Consider the following 15,885-nt stretch of genomic DNA (forward strand, 5'->3'; position numbering starts at 1 on the left):
TCCTTTTCAGTAATAGCCGCAGCTGTTAATTGCGGCCGAGTCTTTCTGCCGCCTCATCAAACTGTTTTTTAATAGACGGTATTTTTAAGGCATACAGAACGAAGCTTACCGGTGAATCAGTAAACAGTTTTGCTGAAATAGTTACCTCAGAGCGGTCTTCCACAGGGACGATATTAAACATTGCTTTTACTGTTCCAGCCGGAATTTCCAGTTCCAGTTCTATTCTTCTGTCCTGTCTGAATCCGGTAATTTCAGCTTCAACAGGCGATGCACTGTATTGAAGTATGGCTCTCGTTCCTTCTTCTCTCGGCATTGAAGTACTGTTTATGTATTCGATATCCGTTAATTTTTCTATCGTATTTAACAGCTTTTCATCACTTTTAATCACGCTGAAAATTTCTTCAGGTGTCAAACTGATTTCCCGATGATAAAAATATAATTGCAGCTCCATTTATTCCACCCTGTTTCTAAGTATTTTATTCCACTTTCCACTGAAACCGTATACAATCATAAGTATAAACAAATAAGCACTATCTTTCAATATCAGAAAATTCTTGATATAATTAATTACTTATATCAAATACGGGGTGAGTCATGGTTACCATTACAACCGAGAAAAACATGTCATTCGACGATATCGTCGATCTCTACACTTCCGGAAATACTGAATTGTATACCGATTATAACCAGCTTTACCAAAGCATTTTAAACTCGGATTACTGCATTACTGTGCGGGACGGCAAACAGCTTGTCGGCATTATCCGTTCAAGCGGCGACGGCAATATTAACCAGTATATTGCAGAGATTGTTATGCACGCCGGCCATCCTACACCGGGCATCGGCTCCAAGCTGCTGGATGCCTATTTAACTGCAGCAGCGGAGGTCAGTAAAATTTATATCCTGTCGCATGAACATTACCGGACTACTTTTTCGAAAACATGGCTGCAGTACAAAGGTTTTAGACTCATCGCAGAAAACGGAGATATCATAGTATATATGCTCGACCGCGGGATTAAATACTAGCTTTCCGCTAAAGAACATTGGAGTGATTTTAAATGATCAGCATTTATGAATTAAAACCAAAGTTCCAGCAGCTTCTTATGCCGCTCGTTAATAATCTTCACAAACATCATGTCACCCCGAACCAGGTGACAATATCAGCATGCCTGTTATCGATAATTACGGGTGTGCTTTTTTATTTTAATTATGACAGCCGTTGGATATATATCATTATTCCTCTATTTATGTTTGTACGGATGGCGATGAACGCTATTGACGGTGTACTCGCTAAAAAATTTAACTTAACCAGCCGTCTCGGGAAATTTTTAAACGAATTGACAGATGTTATCAGCGACACCGCACTCTTCATACCTTTTTTTCTGGTCACTCAAACTTTTCCGGCAAGTATTATTATTTTCATCGCACTCTCAATTATTAGTGAGATGGCGGGAGTCCTTTCGGAAGTTACATCAGGAGAGCGGCGCTACGATGGACCGATGGGAAAAAGCGACCGTGCTTTCCTAATCGGTGTTATCTCTGTCATACTTTTATTTAATATTCCGCTGGAACCTTACCTGCATATTATCTTCATGGCTGCTTCTATATTAATTGCATTTAACATTTATAAACGCGTACTCGGCGGACTGGAGGAAAGTTCATGAATATAAATCTGCTGACTGATGAAGTACTTTACGTCTTAATCGGTATTGTCGGTGTCTTAGTTATTTCTACAGTCATTACTAAAATAATGAAGCGAAAAAATAACAGCAGCGGTTTAAAAGAAGTAGAAATGCGTATTCGTTCATGGTGGGTCATGTTCATTATTTTTACGTTTGCGCTGCTTATTCATTCGACAATTTCACTGATTTTTATGGCACTGCTGTGTTTCCTGGCATTGAAAGAATATTTTTCACTCATTCCATTTAACCGGGCGCATCGCCTTGTATTATTTTGGGCATACCTGACAATTCCCATTCAGTTTTTGTTAATATATCTCGGCTGGTACGGGATGTTTATCGTATTTATTCCGGTGTATATGTTCCTGCTCATTCCTATTCAGGCTATAATCGTCGGTGAAACGAAGAATTTCCTGCGGTCCATTGCGACTGTTCAGTGGGGTGTAATGCTGATGGTATTCGGTTTGTCGCATCTCGCCTTTCTTCTCGTTTTACCAGGACGGGAAAACAGTTTTGCCGGGGCCGGACTTGTACTGTTTTTAGTTGTGCTGACCCAGGCTAACGATGTGGCTCAGTTTCTATGGGGCAAAATGCTCGGAAGGAAAAAAATTATCCCGAAAGTCTCACCGAATAAAACATGGGCCGGCTTTATTGGCGGGGTGTTAACAACGACTGCACTCGCTGTCGTTTTAGCACCGCTGATTACACCTTTCTCGTTTTTCACGAGCATTATCGCAGGCTTGTATATCGGGCTGACCGGTTTTATTGGAGACGTTAATATTTCTGCCTTGAAGCGCGACTTAAATATTAAAGATACTTCAGCCATTATTCCCGGACACGGCGGCATTCTCGATCGTGTCGATTCGCTGACGTATACAGCACCGCTGTTTTTCCACTTTACAAGATACTTTTACTTTTAGGTGATGACTATGAAAAATCTGCTGTTTGCACTTTTAGTAAGGCCAGTGATTTTATTTGTTCTCGGCTTAAATATACGAGGGAAGGATAAGCTGCCGGATAAAGGACCATGTGTGATTATTGCAAATCACAACAGCCATCTCGATACACTTGTACTGATGTCCCTATTCAGAGGAAAAAGCTTTAAAAAAGTCCGTCCTGTCGCTGCAGGTGATTATTTTATGAAAAATAAATTTCTCGCCTTCTTTTCTACAAAAGTAATGAATATTATTCCAATCGAACGGAAGATGACCCGGGACTTCAGAGGAATGTTCAAACCAGTACTTCAGTCACTGGATGACGATGGTATTATTATCTTATTCCCTGAGGGTTCGCGCGGCGAAGCTGAACAGCTGAGCAGATACAAAAGCGGTGTGTACTACCTGATGCGCGAAAGGCCGGATATACCGATTGTCCCCCTATTTATTCACGGACTCGGCAAGGCGCTGCCGAAAGGTTCATTTGTATTTGTACCGTTTTTTATCGATATATTTGTCGGCGAAAAATTTTATTATACGGATAACCGGCATGATTTTATGACTGAACTGAATGAGCGGATGAATATTCTGCAGGAGGAAGGACAGTTTAGCGAATGGTAATGATGATCATTATTTTTGTGTGGGGGTTAAGTGAGGCAACGTGGTTTTTTATCATTCCGGATGTCATTTTATCTCTGTATGCACTCAGGACAAAGAAGTTTAAGTATGTAATATATGCTAATCTTACCGCAGCTGCGGGGGCACTGGCAGGCGGTATTATAATATTTATGTGGAGCAGTTTTAATGCAGAGCAGACCGAAGCATTTATGCTCCGTATTCCGGCAGTTCATGAATATATGATTGAACATGTGCATCGTACAATGAGTGACAGCACTTTCACCGCGTTGATTACCGGCCCCCTGTTCGGTGTTCCGTATAAGCTTTTTGCTGCGGCTGCACATGACTATACAGGCCTTGTCCTGTTTCTTATATTTACCATCCCGGCAAGGCTGCTGCGTTTTTTAACCGTCTCTATAATTGCATATGCACTGTCGCATTATGTATTTAAAACACTGTCTATGCAGATGAAAGTTATACTCTGGTCTGCTGTCTGGATAATCGTCTATGTAATTTATTTCAGTATTCACAGCCCGTTTTAAAATATTAAAGAAAGTGATGACTACCTTGTATATGAGGGTCTTATTTTTTGTAGATATATCGTATATTTCCATATAAAAAAGCGCACTTGACTCTTAGGGGAGTAGCGTCTGCGTGAGACTACAGGCTCACACGACGCCCCTGGAAAGCAAGTGCGCTTTTTTATTTAAAGACTGGACTTATGTCCGAGCCCCGCTTTTAATATATTATATCAGATAGTTCCCAAGTACACTGTTTACATCGTGTACAACGACAAACGCCTGATCATCATTCGCTTTAATAAGCCGTTTCAAACGGTTAAGCTGTGATTTATTAATAACTACAAATAATATGTCTTTTTCTTCTTTTGAATAGTAGCCGTGCCCATCTAAAATCGTGACACCGCGATGTATTTTCGTATTAATTAAGTTCGCCAGCAGATCCGGATTCTGTGAAATAATCGTCACTGCTTTTTTCGGGTTCATACCTTCGATAATGAAATCCATTACTTTTGTTGCGATGTATAGAGCGATGACTGTCAGCAGCACCTGTTCAAGCGACATTACTGTCAGACCGATTGTAATGACAATTAAATCGAAGAACAGGAGCGCATAAGAAACGTTGACGTCGAGAAATTTGTTAGCCATCTTGGCTAAAATTGTCGTCCCCGCTGTGGTCGAACCGATGCGGATAATTAACCCGATACCCATTCCGATAAACAGCCCGCCGAATACTGTATTGATTAAAATCTCATCGGTCTGAATCTGCCATGACTCTGTTACCCAGAGGGCAAGAGAAGTCATTGGTATTGTAAATATTGTATACAGCATTGCGCGTCTGCCTAAAAATTTAAAGCCGACGATAAGTATTAAGAAATTCAGGATTAAGTTTGACAATGCTGTCGGTATGCCGTAAGCATAAAATAAAATAATGGAGATACCGATGAAGCCGCCTTCACCGAGGTTTCCTGCAATCATAAAGCCATTCACACCGATAGCGAATAGAAACGATCCTACGATGATAGCCAGAACGTTGATTAACGTCTGCACGGTAAACTCTGAGTTAAATGTTAGTCTTATCTTTTCGAACCGGGTATTTTTTAAAGCTTCTCTGATTTTCATGCATATCCCCCTTCGGCACTTGTACTTTTTCTATGTTATATTACTTTAACACATCTTTCAACGCATGAAAAAAGCCGTCACAGCGGACGGCTCAATTTTGCTTATATACTTTTTAATATTTTTCCATCTTTCGCTACTACTTTAATTTCATCATTATTTTTCAGAATCCCTATATCTTCAAGCGGATTATTTTCAGTTAAAATAAAATCTGCAATGTACCCTTCTTTAACGAGACCGAGATCTTCAATTTCCATGCATTCTGCTGCATTTTTCGTTGATATAACGATAGCATCCATCGGCGTTGCTCCCGATTCTACCATCAGTTCAAGTTCCCGCAGATTTGTACCATGCTTGAAGACTCCGGCATCTGTACCCATCGCGATTTTAACACCTGCATCATATGCTTTCTTAAAGCTTGCTTTATGATCTGCCATTACTTCTTTGGACTTTTGAAGACCCACTGCAGAAATACCTAGTTCATCGGCAAATTCTATTACTGACACCGGTGCAAGCAGTGTTGGAACGAGGTACGTTCCTTTTTCTTTCATCTGTTCAATCACTTCATCGTCCAGATAGATACCGTGTTCAATCGAATGAATTCCCGCTTCTACACAATTTTTAATACCTTCAAGGCCTTGCGCATGCGCCATTACTTTAACACCATTTCTAAATTCTGCTTCTTCAACGATTACTTTTAATTCATCCAGCGAATACTGAGTAAATTTAGGGTGGTCGGTGGGACTTGAAACCCCGCCTGTGGCCATAACTTTAATCACGTCAGCACCGGCCCGCAGTAATTCGCGTGTCTTCTTGCGCACTTCTTCAACACCGTCAGCAATACCGTCCGGCATCCCTTCATACGGCCGCACAATACCAAGGTCCACGCCCGAATAATTATAACCGTCACCGTGACCGCCCGTAATAGACAAAGCATTAATTGAAACCTGCATTCGCGGTCCGGTAACCAGTCCGTCATTAATTGCCTGCTTAAACCCTAAAGAACTTCCAAGCGCATCTCTTACCGTTGTAATACCTGCATTAATCGTTCTTTCAGCATACTGAGCTGCTTCATAAAAATGATACGAAAATGGTGTTGCTATTCTGTCGGCGAGCGGTTTGAATTCTGTAGATAAGTGTACATGCGTATCTATCATTCCGGGCAGCATGTATTTCCCTTGTCCGTCGATTACTTCAGCACCGTTTGTTTCAACAGAATTTCCAACGTGGGTAAAACGGCCATCTTCAATAACAACCGTCACATTTTTTTTGACATCAGCACCGCTGCCGTCAATCAGATTAATATTTTCTACGATTAATTTACTCATTATATAAAAACTCCTTTTTTATAACATTCCCATAACAAATGATGCAACCACTATCGATGCGACTGTAACGGTAACAAATCCGCCAATCAGCATCGGTGTCACAATTTCATTAAATACACGTGTCTGATCGATCTGATTGTCAGTCGTACTCCGTGATACTTCTTCACAGATAATATAATCTCCTGGAAAGCCGACCAGTGCAGTAAGTGCAATCGGCATTCCTTTAAATGGATGCCAGCCTACTGCTTTCGACGCGATAAAGCCGCCAGCCGCAAGTCCGCCGACACCGCATATTAAAATCAGCAGAACGGCAGGAACATTATTCACAACATCCTGCGGTGTGATACCACCCATCGTTCCGATAATAACAAAAATTAAAGCTACCATCATAAAGCTGAATGAGTTTGACTTTTCAAGCACTCCCTCGGGAAACAGTCTGCCATTCAGCATTAAAATACCGAAGAGGAGACAGAATAGTGTAAAGTGAACTCCTGTCCATTCGCTTAAGACAGTAGCTGCCGCCGCCAGTACAAATACTGTGAATAATAAAATTACATTGTTCTTGAGCAGATTAAACCTGACCGGCACTTCTTCTTCTTTTTGAGATTCTATTTCTTCTTCCGTTGCTTCAGTCGTACTGACAAAATGTCCGGCATAGCGTTTTAAGAAGAATGAAATTAACGGCATCCCGATCGGTGTCTGGAAGGCTGCGACGAGCACCGGTACGACAATTAAAGCTGTCAAGCCGAGTTCCGTCAATTTTTCTGTTGTAATTAATAAAGCTACGACGCCGCCTGAAATCGGTCCGACACCGCTTGCGGCAGTTTCAAAATCGAAAACTAAAGGAACAATTAATAAAACCAAAACAAGCGCTCCGATTAAGCCGCTGATTGAAATGACGACTGCACGCCATTGTTTTTTTAATATACTTAAAGGCATCAAAGTTCCCATATGTATAATAAGCGGCCCGATTAATAATGCACCGAGTGCAGGCAGCGTAGATAATTCTAAAATATTTTCGGGGAATACCCCCGTCCATGTTAATAGTAAGTAACCGATCATTGCTGTCATCAGCATTGGAATACGCGCTTTCGAGTAAATAGAAATAACCTCTCCAAGTGCCAGCAAAGCAAACAGCATGACGGTGGCAACTAATGGTTCCTCAATCATATTATTTCCCCCTTTTAAGGTAATGTTTGAATTATACGACAATTCAAACATTATTTAAATATGATTACGTTTCCATCATCCGAATTTTCCGAATTAATTGTTTTTATCATCCAGTATCCGCTTAAGATTTTTAATCATTATCTTAAATTCATTAAATTCCTCTGCCGTTAACTCCTGGCTGTCGTACCGGTATTTCTTATAAAGGTCAATCATTTCTTTGTTGCTTTCACTCCTTATATTCATTCTTTCTGCCCATTCACTGACAGTTTCACCGTGATATCTTCCAAGTTCTTTTTTAGCCAGCCACTTCTCAAAAGCATAATATTGCTTTCTGACTCTGCTGTCCGGCTGAGATACACTCTCAGTTCTTTTTTCTTCAGGTATATTATCTGTCACAGCTGTTTTGTAGGTCTGCACCGCTCTATTTTCTTTTTCAGGCAGGCTTCGTTTTCTAAAGTACATAAAAAGAAAAACAGCGATACAAGCAGCTGCCAATACAAGTAATATAGTCATTACCGGCACATCGCTGATTGCGGCAGTCCCTTCAAAAGACTCCTCCACCGCATCTCCTTCATCATTAACTTCCATTTGTTCCTGTTCCATTTCAGGAAATTTAAACTCCACTGTCTCTAAAAACGAGAAGAACGGTCTCAGCATCATTACAAATCCGTTAAGCATAAAAATAAATAGTGTCTGTATACCCAATACAATATAGTTATACACAGCAGTAAATAAAGCTGCTGATCCAAGCAGTACGAGAGATGACATTACTAATACCCGGAGGCGGGACCCCGTTCTGTAACTGCTGCCTGCCATCAGCATAATTATTCTCCCTAAAAAATAAAAGACAAACATGCCTGCAGCAATGAAATGAAGCAGCTGGTAATGCATAGTTATAATATCTGAAGGAATCAGATTAATAACAAGCAGCAGCAAAAGCATAATTACCAGCATCAGATTGTTATAGTGATTATTAATATTGTCGTGCATCTGTTCGAGAGTCCACACTGAAAAACCGACAATTAAAAACGCTGTCAGCCAATAAGAACCTGTGAGCATTAACAGAATAATTCCAAGCGGCACAAGAAAGTAAATATAGGATAACTGCCACTTTCCCGCAATAAAATGACTCATTACAAGCAGGAGGGAAAGTATGCTGACTAAAGGAAGCAGGTGAGATTCATGTGCTGCTGTATTATGAATATTAATTAATATTCCAATAAACAGCGGCACAAACATTTCCACGGTGTAGTAAAAGATAAACATCGAGTGGTATTTCATTTTATTCATCTGCTCACCGCCTTAACCGTCCCGGTATTTTTCCCGTATCTTTCAAGCCCCTTGTCATTCAGTTGATATATCGTAATGCCCCTGTGTAAAAAGTATTCGAGTTCTCTGTCGATTAGTGCATCCGTTTCTCCTGTAAAAATTATGTGGGTTGGCACCTTTTCATACAGTCTCACGTGGTTTAAAAATCTTTCGAAAGCTATCGTGAATGTTACTGTTTTAATTTTCGAGAGTGCTTCCAGCACCGGTCTGTAACTCCGGAGCCCATTCAGTTCATCGATTCTGAAATAGCTGCCTTTATCAAAAGTTTTCATATTTGCAATGAGACTGTAAGTAATTTCTTCTTTAGCGATCTCTCCAGTTAGAAAACTCAGCTTCTCAAATATTCTTTCGATATTCTCAGGAGGTGCGAATACTGATTCGGAGCGCAGGTTAACAAGTATCAGCCATTCGGTATAAGTTGTCTTTTCATAAATTTTAGATTGCAGTTCTCCCATTCTTGCTGACTGCTTCCAGTTGATATCTCTGAATGAATCCATCTCCATGTACTCTCTGTTGCCGAGCGTTAACAGCGGATCATTATACAGAGATTCATTATTTTTAAATAACCCTTGAGCAATTTTGAATTTAATCGGTTCATTATGAACAGCAAACTTATCCGGGTATATCATGATTTCATGTTTCGCAGAACCTATCTGTCTTAAATCCATATGACCAAAACCGAATATCCTGGGAATGCTTATACGGCTGTCAACGATGTAGCTCACGCCGCGTTTTGCTGCAGTGTACGGTATTTCTATAACTGTTTCACTTTTAGACAGTACTGTAAATACCGCAGTTGTTTCTGTCTGCTGTCGGATTTTCAGTGCCTGGTCGCTGAAAAACTTAATATCGTTGCCGGCAGTAACTCTGAGCTCGGCACTTAAAATCGGCATGATACCCTTTTGTGCAATCCGGATCTTCAGCACACCGGATTCACCTTTATAATGCCTGACTTCATCATTAATAATGTCAACATGAAGATGTTTCATAACATTTCTTTCATAAAATCTGTTCAGCCCCATGGCTGACAGCAGAACACCAAGAATAAAAACGACGTAAATATTTAAGGTCGCCGCATAAAAAATATCAAAGATAATCAGTACAGATGCGATTACTGTAAACAGCGAAGCGATCTGTGTCTCACTATAGTCATACTTATACCTCATCACGACTCACTCCAAATTCAACAGGCACAGCTGTTTCATTTAAAATATCCTGTATAAGCGCCTCTCCTGTCGTAAGTGTCATCCCTTCTATATTGAGCACTATTCTATGAGCCAGCACATACGGCGCAATATATTTCACATCTTCAGGCGTGACATAATCTCGGTTATTAATCAGGGCCACGCCCATCGCTGCGCGTATTAAACCAAGGCTCCCCCTCGGCGAAACACCAAGTTCTGTAAATTTGTGATTACGCGTCTTGCCGACTAGATCTATTATGTATTCTTTGACCGTATCATTAATACGAATTTCAGACGCCTGTTTTCTGAGCGTCATAATCTCTTCTTGTGTAAACACCGGATTAATTTCAATCTTATTTTTATTTCTATGCATATCGAGCATTTTCAATTCTTCACTCCGACCTGGATAGCTAAGTGAAATCTTCATTAAAAACCTGTCCATCTGCGCTTCCGGCAGTTCGAATGTGCCCTGCCTCGATTCAATCGGATTCTGGGTTGCCAGCACGATAAATAAATTATCGAGCTCTACGCGTTCTCCGTCTATTGTGACCTGCCGTTCTTCCATCACCTCAAGGAGCGCCGACTGCGTTCTCGGTGTCGCCCTGTTGATTTCGTCAGCAAGTAAGATGTTTGTTTTGACGGGCCCCATCCTCAAATTAAAACTCTGGGTCTTCGGATTATACATATTCATGCCGGTAATATCCGTCGGCAGCACATCCGGTGTAAACTGGATACGCGAGAATTCCCCGTCCACAGCGGCAGCCACGGCTTTTGATAATACCGTTTTCCCCGTTCCCGGCACACTGTCGAACAATACATGCCCTTCCTGAATCAAGCTGATAAATACCAGCTCAAGCACTTTATCCTGCCCGATTATTACTTTACCAATTTCCTCTTTAAATTGTTTAAGTTTATCTGCGGCTGACATTCAAAATCCCCCTTATTTTGTATACGTTTTCTTAATTATAGCAATATTTAAACAAAATAAAAAAGCACCGAGTAAGGGAGGTCAAACTCGGTACTTTCATTAAAGATTACTCTGCAGGCTGACCAGGTTCAAACGCCGGTGTAAACATCTCATGTTCAGCTTCTTCCATTAACAGGTCGTAAACTTCCTGAGATGCGAGCGCGCGTTTTGCCGCCTGCATTTTCGGACTATCTGCTTTGCCTTCACGCGTTACCAGCTGGAAGGCAAATCTTTTTTCATCTTCATCTTCAAGTAAAATGGCATCTTTCGGATAAAGTCCGATATTCGCAATTAAATTCGGATGTTCAAACACAAGCTCCACACCATCTTCATAGGCTGCTGTTAAGTTAAACAGATCAACCGGTGTGAATTGGAGGTCTTTCGGGTTCTCAACAATATCGGATACTGCAGCATCGATACCTGTATCTTCATCGAGTGTAATCAGTCCTGCACTGTCTAAAATCAACAGTGCCCGGGCTTCGTTCGGCGGGTCACTCGGGATTGCGACTTCCGCGCCCTCTTCTATTTCATCAATTGAATCATACACCGGCGAGTAAAAGCCGACATTGGAAATATAAGCAGGCTGAATTGCAACAAGATCGGCTCCCGCTTCTTCATTAAAACCTTCCATATAGAGTTCGTGCTGGGATAAGCTGCCGTCGACTTCATCATTAAATGTCGCTTCATTGTATTGAATATTATCATTTACAGGCAGAAGTTCCATCGTGTAAGGTTCTTCAATCACTTCAGCTGCAACTTCAACCATAGAGGTCAGCGGTTCAGATTGAGAAGCGATAACAATATGTGTATCACTTTCAGATGCTGCACTTTCTTCTTCATCATTGCCGCAGGCTGCAAGCAGCATCATCACAAGAAATAAAGGAAATAATTTTTTCATCATTTTTCACCCGGCTCGAATGCTGGTTCGAGGTGTCCTTTCTCTGCAAGTTCATCCAGAAAGTCATATACTTCCTCAGATGTGAATGCTTTGTTTAAAGCTTTGATTTTATCGGAATCTTCATTACCTTCGCGTGCAACAACACGGAGGGCAAAGGTGTTTTCATCATCATCTTCAAGCAGCACCGCATCACTCGGCGTCAGCCCGAGCGGCTCGATATAGGTCGGATAGTTAAAGACCAGTGGAATGCCGTCTTCATAAGATGAGCTTAAATTCAGCAGATCGACATGCGTAAATTCAAGATTTTTTGGATTGTCTTCAATATCATCTACGGAAGCTTCGTATGTAACACCATCAGCCAGTGTAATAATATCTGCATCATCGAGAATCATAAGTGCACGCGCTTCGTTTGTCGGATCGCTTGGAATTGCAACTTCAGCACCGTCTTCCAGTTCATTGATTGAATCGTATACCGGGGAGTAGAAACCGACAATTGCGTTATAGATTTGCTCCATCGTCACTAAATCCGCATCGCTTTCTGCATTAAACTGTTCCATAAATGGTTCATGCTGTGCAAAACTTGCATCAGCTTCATCGTTAAACACCGCTTCGTTGTACTGTATATTGTCAGCTACTTCAACCAGTTTAACCGTGTAGGGTTCTTCAATTGCTTCCGCAGCTATTTCAACAACATCCGTCATCGGCGTCGTCTGTGCAACAACTGTAATTTCATTATCTTCCCCGGCATTTTCTTCCTCGCTGCCGCAAGCTGCCAGCACTAATACGAAAATACTTAAAATACTAAACAGCCAATATTTTCTGTTCATAATTTAATCCCCTTTTATCTTTTATCAATTTTCCTTGCCAGCCACAAACCGAACCACTGCGCAATCTGCACAAAAATAATAATAACGACAATTGCAGTGTACATAATATCTGTTTCATACCGCTGATAGCCGTAACGGATGGCGAAATCACCGATTCCTCCGCCTCCAACGACACCCATAATAGTCGAGTACGAGATAAAACTTACGAATGCAGTGGAGAAACCGATAATTAAAGAGCTTCTCGCCTCGACGAATAGAAAGCGGTAAACCAGCTGCGGTATTGAAGCACCGAGTGCCTGAGCTGTTTCAACAACACCTTTTGGCACATCTAAGAGAGACTGCTGCACAAAACGCGCGTACAGTGCAATCGCAATAACCATCAGCGGAAACGATGCAGCAACGGGATCTCCGGTAGCCCGGCCGTATACTTCCCTTATCAGCGGCTGCATCGCAATAACAAGCAGCAGAAAAGGAAATGAACGGACGATATTTACCACAACGTTCGCCGTATGGTATATAAATTTGTTCTGTAACGGTTTATCTTCATCGGTTAAGTAAAGCAGGGTTCCGAGCGGCAGTCCGAGAACAATAGCCGCAGCCATCGCAAAACCCATCATAATCCCTGTTTCATTTAAACTCGTCAGGAGATTCGGCCAGTATTCAGCAACACGTTCAAAGTAGACAGTAATCATCTCACTCATTTTTTAACACCTCTACTATACGGTCGTAATACGAGGCATCGGAAAGTACATGAGAGGTCTGTTTTATATCGATCGTATCGATAATATTTCCTTCTTCAAGCACGAGTGTCCGGTCGCATAATTGTTTAATCACATTTAATTCATGGGTCACGACGACGATAGTCATGCCGTATACTTCATGTGCCCTTCTCAGTACACTGACAATTTCGTCAGTAGTTTTTTCATCCAGGGCGCTGGTCGGTTCATCGCAGAGCAGTATTTTCGGATTAGTGATTAAAGCCCGGGCTATACCGACACGCTGTTTCTGACCGCCCGACAGCTGTCCCGGGTAGTTATCTTTTTTGCCGCTTAAACCGACGAAAGAAAGTACTTCTTCTATATCAAGAGCCGATTCAAACTTGTGAAGCTTTAAAGGCAGAGTAATGTTTTCGAGCACTGTTTTATTGTTCAGCAAATTGAATTGCTGAAAAATCATGCCGATTTTTTTACGGTATTTTCTTAACTGTTTTGGTGACAGGCTGCCGACATTATCACCGTCCACGGTCACTGTTCCCTCATCTGGTGTTTCAAGAGCATTAATCATCCGGAGCAGCGTCGACTTGCCGGATCCGCTTTCACCGATAATACCGAATTTTTCACTTTTTTTTATATGAACAGATATATCATTCAAGGCATTGAAAGGTCCATCACGGCCCTGATACTGTTTAACAACACCATTTAACTCAATCATTTAAAGCCTCCTTCACAAATTACAACTGCAGTAAACTGTTATAATATAGACAGATAACATATGTAACAGTTTCAAACTGTATCAGTCTGTTCTCATAAAATTGTAAACAATACTATATCAGTTGTAAAGGGGGAAAATAGAATGAAGGCAGCAATGCCCTTTCTGACATTTGAAGGACGTGCTTTTGAAGCACTGGAATACTATAAAGAGGTGTTCCATCAGTTTGATATCATTCAGCTGGTGAATTATCCTGATTCAAATAAAATACAGCAGGCCATTATACGTATAGGCAATATGCATCTGATGCTCCGTGATTCCGAGGTTCCATCGGAATTCACCTTTACACCGAGTATGTCTGTTTATATTGAGTGTGAAGATTTAAATGAAATAGAACTGCTGTACAGAAAACTTAAGAAAAATGGTGCTATTCATATTCCGCTTGATGATTATAATATGAGCAGGCGCTATGCGTGGATTCAGGACCAGTTTGGTGTTTCGTGGCAATTAAATTTAATTTAAACACAAAAAAGCCATTCCTCTCTCTTCAGGAATGGCATCTTATTTATATATTAACTATTACAGAGACAAAGCACTGATTAATTTGCTTAAAAATGGACGCTTAATTCTTTCGTCACTTTTCTTCTCTGTCAAAATCGAATTATTATACGCAATTTCTTTATACTCCTGCATACGAACTTCTGCTGTAAGTTTATCAGATATAATCATTTTCTTCCTCCTATTTGAAATTATATATTAGAGTATTTCTCTGTACCTCTTTTATGTAACTTAATAATACCATATATATCAAGGTTTCTCAAAGTTTATGTGATGATTTTATCAAAGTAAATGTATTATTAATTTTTAGTTAATTCATTTATATTTTATAATATTTGTAATATAATTTCTTAAGTATTTATACATTTATTAAATTATTCATCTTTTCGTATATTAACCCGTCTTGTTATCGTTTTCATTCAGAAATTATGTATTGAATCGCTTTCAGAAAAAGTGTAAAAAAACAAAAAAGAGCGAAATAATCGCTCTTTTTTCATTTATATTACTTATGTTTATTTTTTAATATTGCAACATTCAGCACGTGAGGCACCTTATGTTTTTTCTCATCATCCATTGTATCAAGCAGTTCTGCTATCTTTTCCATTGCCTTGTCCATGCGTTTCTGTTTAAAGCTGACAAGCCATGATGAAGTACCAAGTCTGCCGAGCCATTCCTGGTCTGTAAACTTAACTTTATATTCGTGTTTGAAAAATTCTTCAAGATCCAGTTTTTCATGACGCCAGTCACTGAACCATTCAACAGGGAAACCATTAATCATCTGAATTGAGTCTTCTTTGGAACCGGCTGGTTTCAGTTCTTCGTGCTTGGAACTTTTCTTAATAATTTTCATGGATTCTTTCATCATCTTATTGGCCACTTTGAAGCCGATATCCGCCACAATTAAAATGCCGTCGGGTTTTAAAATGCGTCTGACTTCTTTGGCTGCTTTGTCGCTGTCAAACCACTGCCATGCTCTCATCACAAAAACAATGTCATACGTATCATCATCGAGACCTGTTTTCTCCGCAGTGCCTTTTGTAAAATTGATTCTGTCATCTTTGCCGACATATTTCTTGCCGATTTCTATAAACTCTTCCGATGGTTCAACCGCATCTACAATCGCTCCGTAGCCGCTCAACGCTTTACTGAGGAAGCCGGGGCCGGCTCCGATATCTGCAACTTTGCTTCCCGATAATTCAATATTTCTTTTAGCCAGTTCTTCAAAAAATACACTCGGAATATCATTTCTGTGTTTAAAATACTCCTCGGCATAATTATGAAATTTTGTCTTCATAATAAGTTTCCCTCCACTAATACTGATTACTTTATA

At 40.5% G+C, this 15,885-nt stretch carries 19 protein-coding genes; 6 read left to right on the plus strand and 13 right to left on the minus strand.

The features are described from left to right. Positions 1-25: 25 nt before the first annotated feature. Positions 26-451 (minus strand): hypothetical protein, encoded by a 426-nt coding sequence (locus MHH58_RS09705; protein WP_341345773.1) that lies wholly within the window; start codon positions 449-451, stop codon positions 26-28. A 143-nt stretch (positions 452-594) separates the two neighbouring features. Here MHH58_RS09705 and MHH58_RS09710 point away from each other — a divergent pair, with 143 nt between their 5' ends. The 5 genes from MHH58_RS09710 to MHH58_RS09730 are packed head-to-tail and all read left to right on the plus strand — an operon-like array spanning position 595 to position 3,771. After that, positions 595-1,023: a GNAT family N-acetyltransferase gene (locus MHH58_RS09710; protein WP_341345774.1), complete on the plus strand. Its 429-nt coding sequence runs from the start codon at positions 595-597 to the stop codon at positions 1,021-1,023. Positions 1,024-1,055: 32 nt separating this feature from the next. Then, positions 1,056-1,661: a CDP-alcohol phosphatidyltransferase family protein gene (locus MHH58_RS09715; RefSeq protein WP_341345775.1), complete on the plus strand. Its 606-nt coding sequence runs from the start codon at positions 1,056-1,058 to the stop codon at positions 1,659-1,661. Beyond that, positions 1,658-2,596 (plus strand): phosphatidate cytidylyltransferase, encoded by a 939-nt coding sequence (locus tag MHH58_RS09720; protein WP_341345776.1) that lies wholly within the window; start codon positions 1,658-1,660, stop codon positions 2,594-2,596. Before MHH58_RS09715 ends, MHH58_RS09720 begins: the two co-directional genes overlap by 4 nt. A 9-nt stretch (positions 2,597-2,605) precedes the next feature. Continuing rightward, entirely contained in the window at positions 2,606-3,232 is a 627-nt protein-coding gene (locus tag MHH58_RS09725) for a lysophospholipid acyltransferase family protein (protein ID WP_341345777.1), read from the plus strand. Continuing rightward, complete coding sequence (locus tag MHH58_RS09730; RefSeq protein ID WP_341345778.1) at positions 3,232-3,771, plus strand: hypothetical protein; 540 nt, start codon at positions 3,232-3,234, stop codon at positions 3,769-3,771. The genes MHH58_RS09725 and MHH58_RS09730 overlap by 1 nt, the downstream gene beginning before the upstream one ends. A gap of 204 nt (positions 3,772-3,975) precedes the next feature. On the opposite strand, the gene MHH58_RS09735 is transcribed toward MHH58_RS09730, so the two are convergent. The 10 genes from MHH58_RS09735 to MHH58_RS09780 form a co-directional block, all read right to left on the minus strand. Beyond that, positions 3,976-4,869, minus strand: coding sequence for a YitT family protein (locus tag MHH58_RS09735; protein WP_135098580.1), 894 nt, complete (start codon positions 4,867-4,869; stop codon positions 3,976-3,978). A gap of 101 nt (positions 4,870-4,970) precedes the next feature. Then, complete coding sequence (locus MHH58_RS09740; RefSeq protein WP_135098583.1) at positions 4,971-6,194, minus strand: metal-dependent hydrolase family protein; 1,224 nt, start codon at positions 6,192-6,194, stop codon at positions 4,971-4,973. An 18-nt stretch (positions 6,195-6,212) separates the two neighbouring features. Then, positions 6,213-7,364, minus strand: a complete 1,152-nt coding sequence (locus MHH58_RS09745; RefSeq protein ID WP_341345779.1) for a hypothetical protein — start codon at positions 7,362-7,364, stop codon at positions 6,213-6,215. A 93-nt stretch (positions 7,365-7,457) separates the two neighbouring features. Next, the gene (locus tag MHH58_RS09750; RefSeq protein WP_135098587.1) at positions 7,458-8,654 is read right to left on the minus strand and encodes a DUF4129 domain-containing protein; all 1,197 of its coding nucleotides are present in this window, start codon (positions 8,652-8,654) and stop codon (positions 7,458-7,460) included. After that, positions 8,651-9,859: a DUF58 domain-containing protein gene (locus tag MHH58_RS09755; protein WP_341345780.1), complete on the minus strand. Its 1,209-nt coding sequence runs from the start codon at positions 9,857-9,859 to the stop codon at positions 8,651-8,653. Before MHH58_RS09755 ends, MHH58_RS09750 begins: the two co-directional genes overlap by 4 nt. Further along, the gene (locus tag MHH58_RS09760; RefSeq protein ID WP_341345781.1) at positions 9,849-10,805 is read right to left on the minus strand and encodes an AAA family ATPase; all 957 of its coding nucleotides are present in this window, start codon (positions 10,803-10,805) and stop codon (positions 9,849-9,851) included. Before MHH58_RS09760 ends, MHH58_RS09755 begins: the two co-directional genes overlap by 11 nt. 106 nt (positions 10,806-10,911) lie before the next feature. Beyond that, a complete protein-coding gene (locus MHH58_RS09765; RefSeq protein ID WP_341345782.1) occupies positions 10,912-11,745 on the minus strand; it encodes a MetQ/NlpA family ABC transporter substrate-binding protein in 834 nt (277 codons plus the stop codon). After that, positions 11,742-12,569, minus strand: coding sequence for a MetQ/NlpA family ABC transporter substrate-binding protein (locus MHH58_RS09770; RefSeq protein WP_341345783.1), 828 nt, complete (start codon positions 12,567-12,569; stop codon positions 11,742-11,744). Before MHH58_RS09770 ends, MHH58_RS09765 begins: the two co-directional genes overlap by 4 nt. 14 nt (positions 12,570-12,583) lie before the next feature. Beyond that, entirely contained in the window at positions 12,584-13,270 is a 687-nt protein-coding gene (locus MHH58_RS09775; RefSeq protein ID WP_135098596.1) for a methionine ABC transporter permease, read from the minus strand. Beyond that, positions 13,263-14,000: a methionine ABC transporter ATP-binding protein gene (locus MHH58_RS09780; protein WP_135098597.1), complete on the minus strand. Its 738-nt coding sequence runs from the start codon at positions 13,998-14,000 to the stop codon at positions 13,263-13,265. Before MHH58_RS09780 ends, MHH58_RS09775 begins: the two co-directional genes overlap by 8 nt. A 141-nt stretch (positions 14,001-14,141) precedes the next feature. On the opposite strand from MHH58_RS09780, the gene MHH58_RS09785 reads away from it, so the two are divergent. Beyond that, the gene (locus MHH58_RS09785) at positions 14,142-14,519 is read left to right on the plus strand and encodes a VOC family protein (RefSeq protein WP_135098599.1); all 378 of its coding nucleotides are present in this window, start codon (positions 14,142-14,144) and stop codon (positions 14,517-14,519) included. A gap of 57 nt (positions 14,520-14,576) precedes the next feature. On the opposite strand, the gene MHH58_RS09790 is transcribed toward MHH58_RS09785, so the two are convergent. Together MHH58_RS09790 and MHH58_RS09795 are read right to left on the minus strand one after the other, a co-directional pair. Then, entirely contained in the window at positions 14,577-14,726 is a 150-nt protein-coding gene (locus MHH58_RS09790) for a hypothetical protein (RefSeq protein WP_167753400.1), read from the minus strand. Between the two features lie 331 nt (positions 14,727-15,057). Then, a complete protein-coding gene (locus tag MHH58_RS09795) occupies positions 15,058-15,849 on the minus strand; it encodes a class I SAM-dependent methyltransferase (protein ID WP_135098601.1) in 792 nt (263 codons plus the stop codon). Positions 15,850-15,885 lie beyond the last annotated feature (36 nt).

The organism is Jeotgalicoccus sp. FSL K6-3177 (genome assembly GCF_038050175.1).
In the GTDB taxonomy this organism is placed as follows: domain Bacteria; phylum Bacillota; class Bacilli; order Staphylococcales; family Salinicoccaceae; genus Jeotgalicoccus; species Jeotgalicoccus nanhaiensis.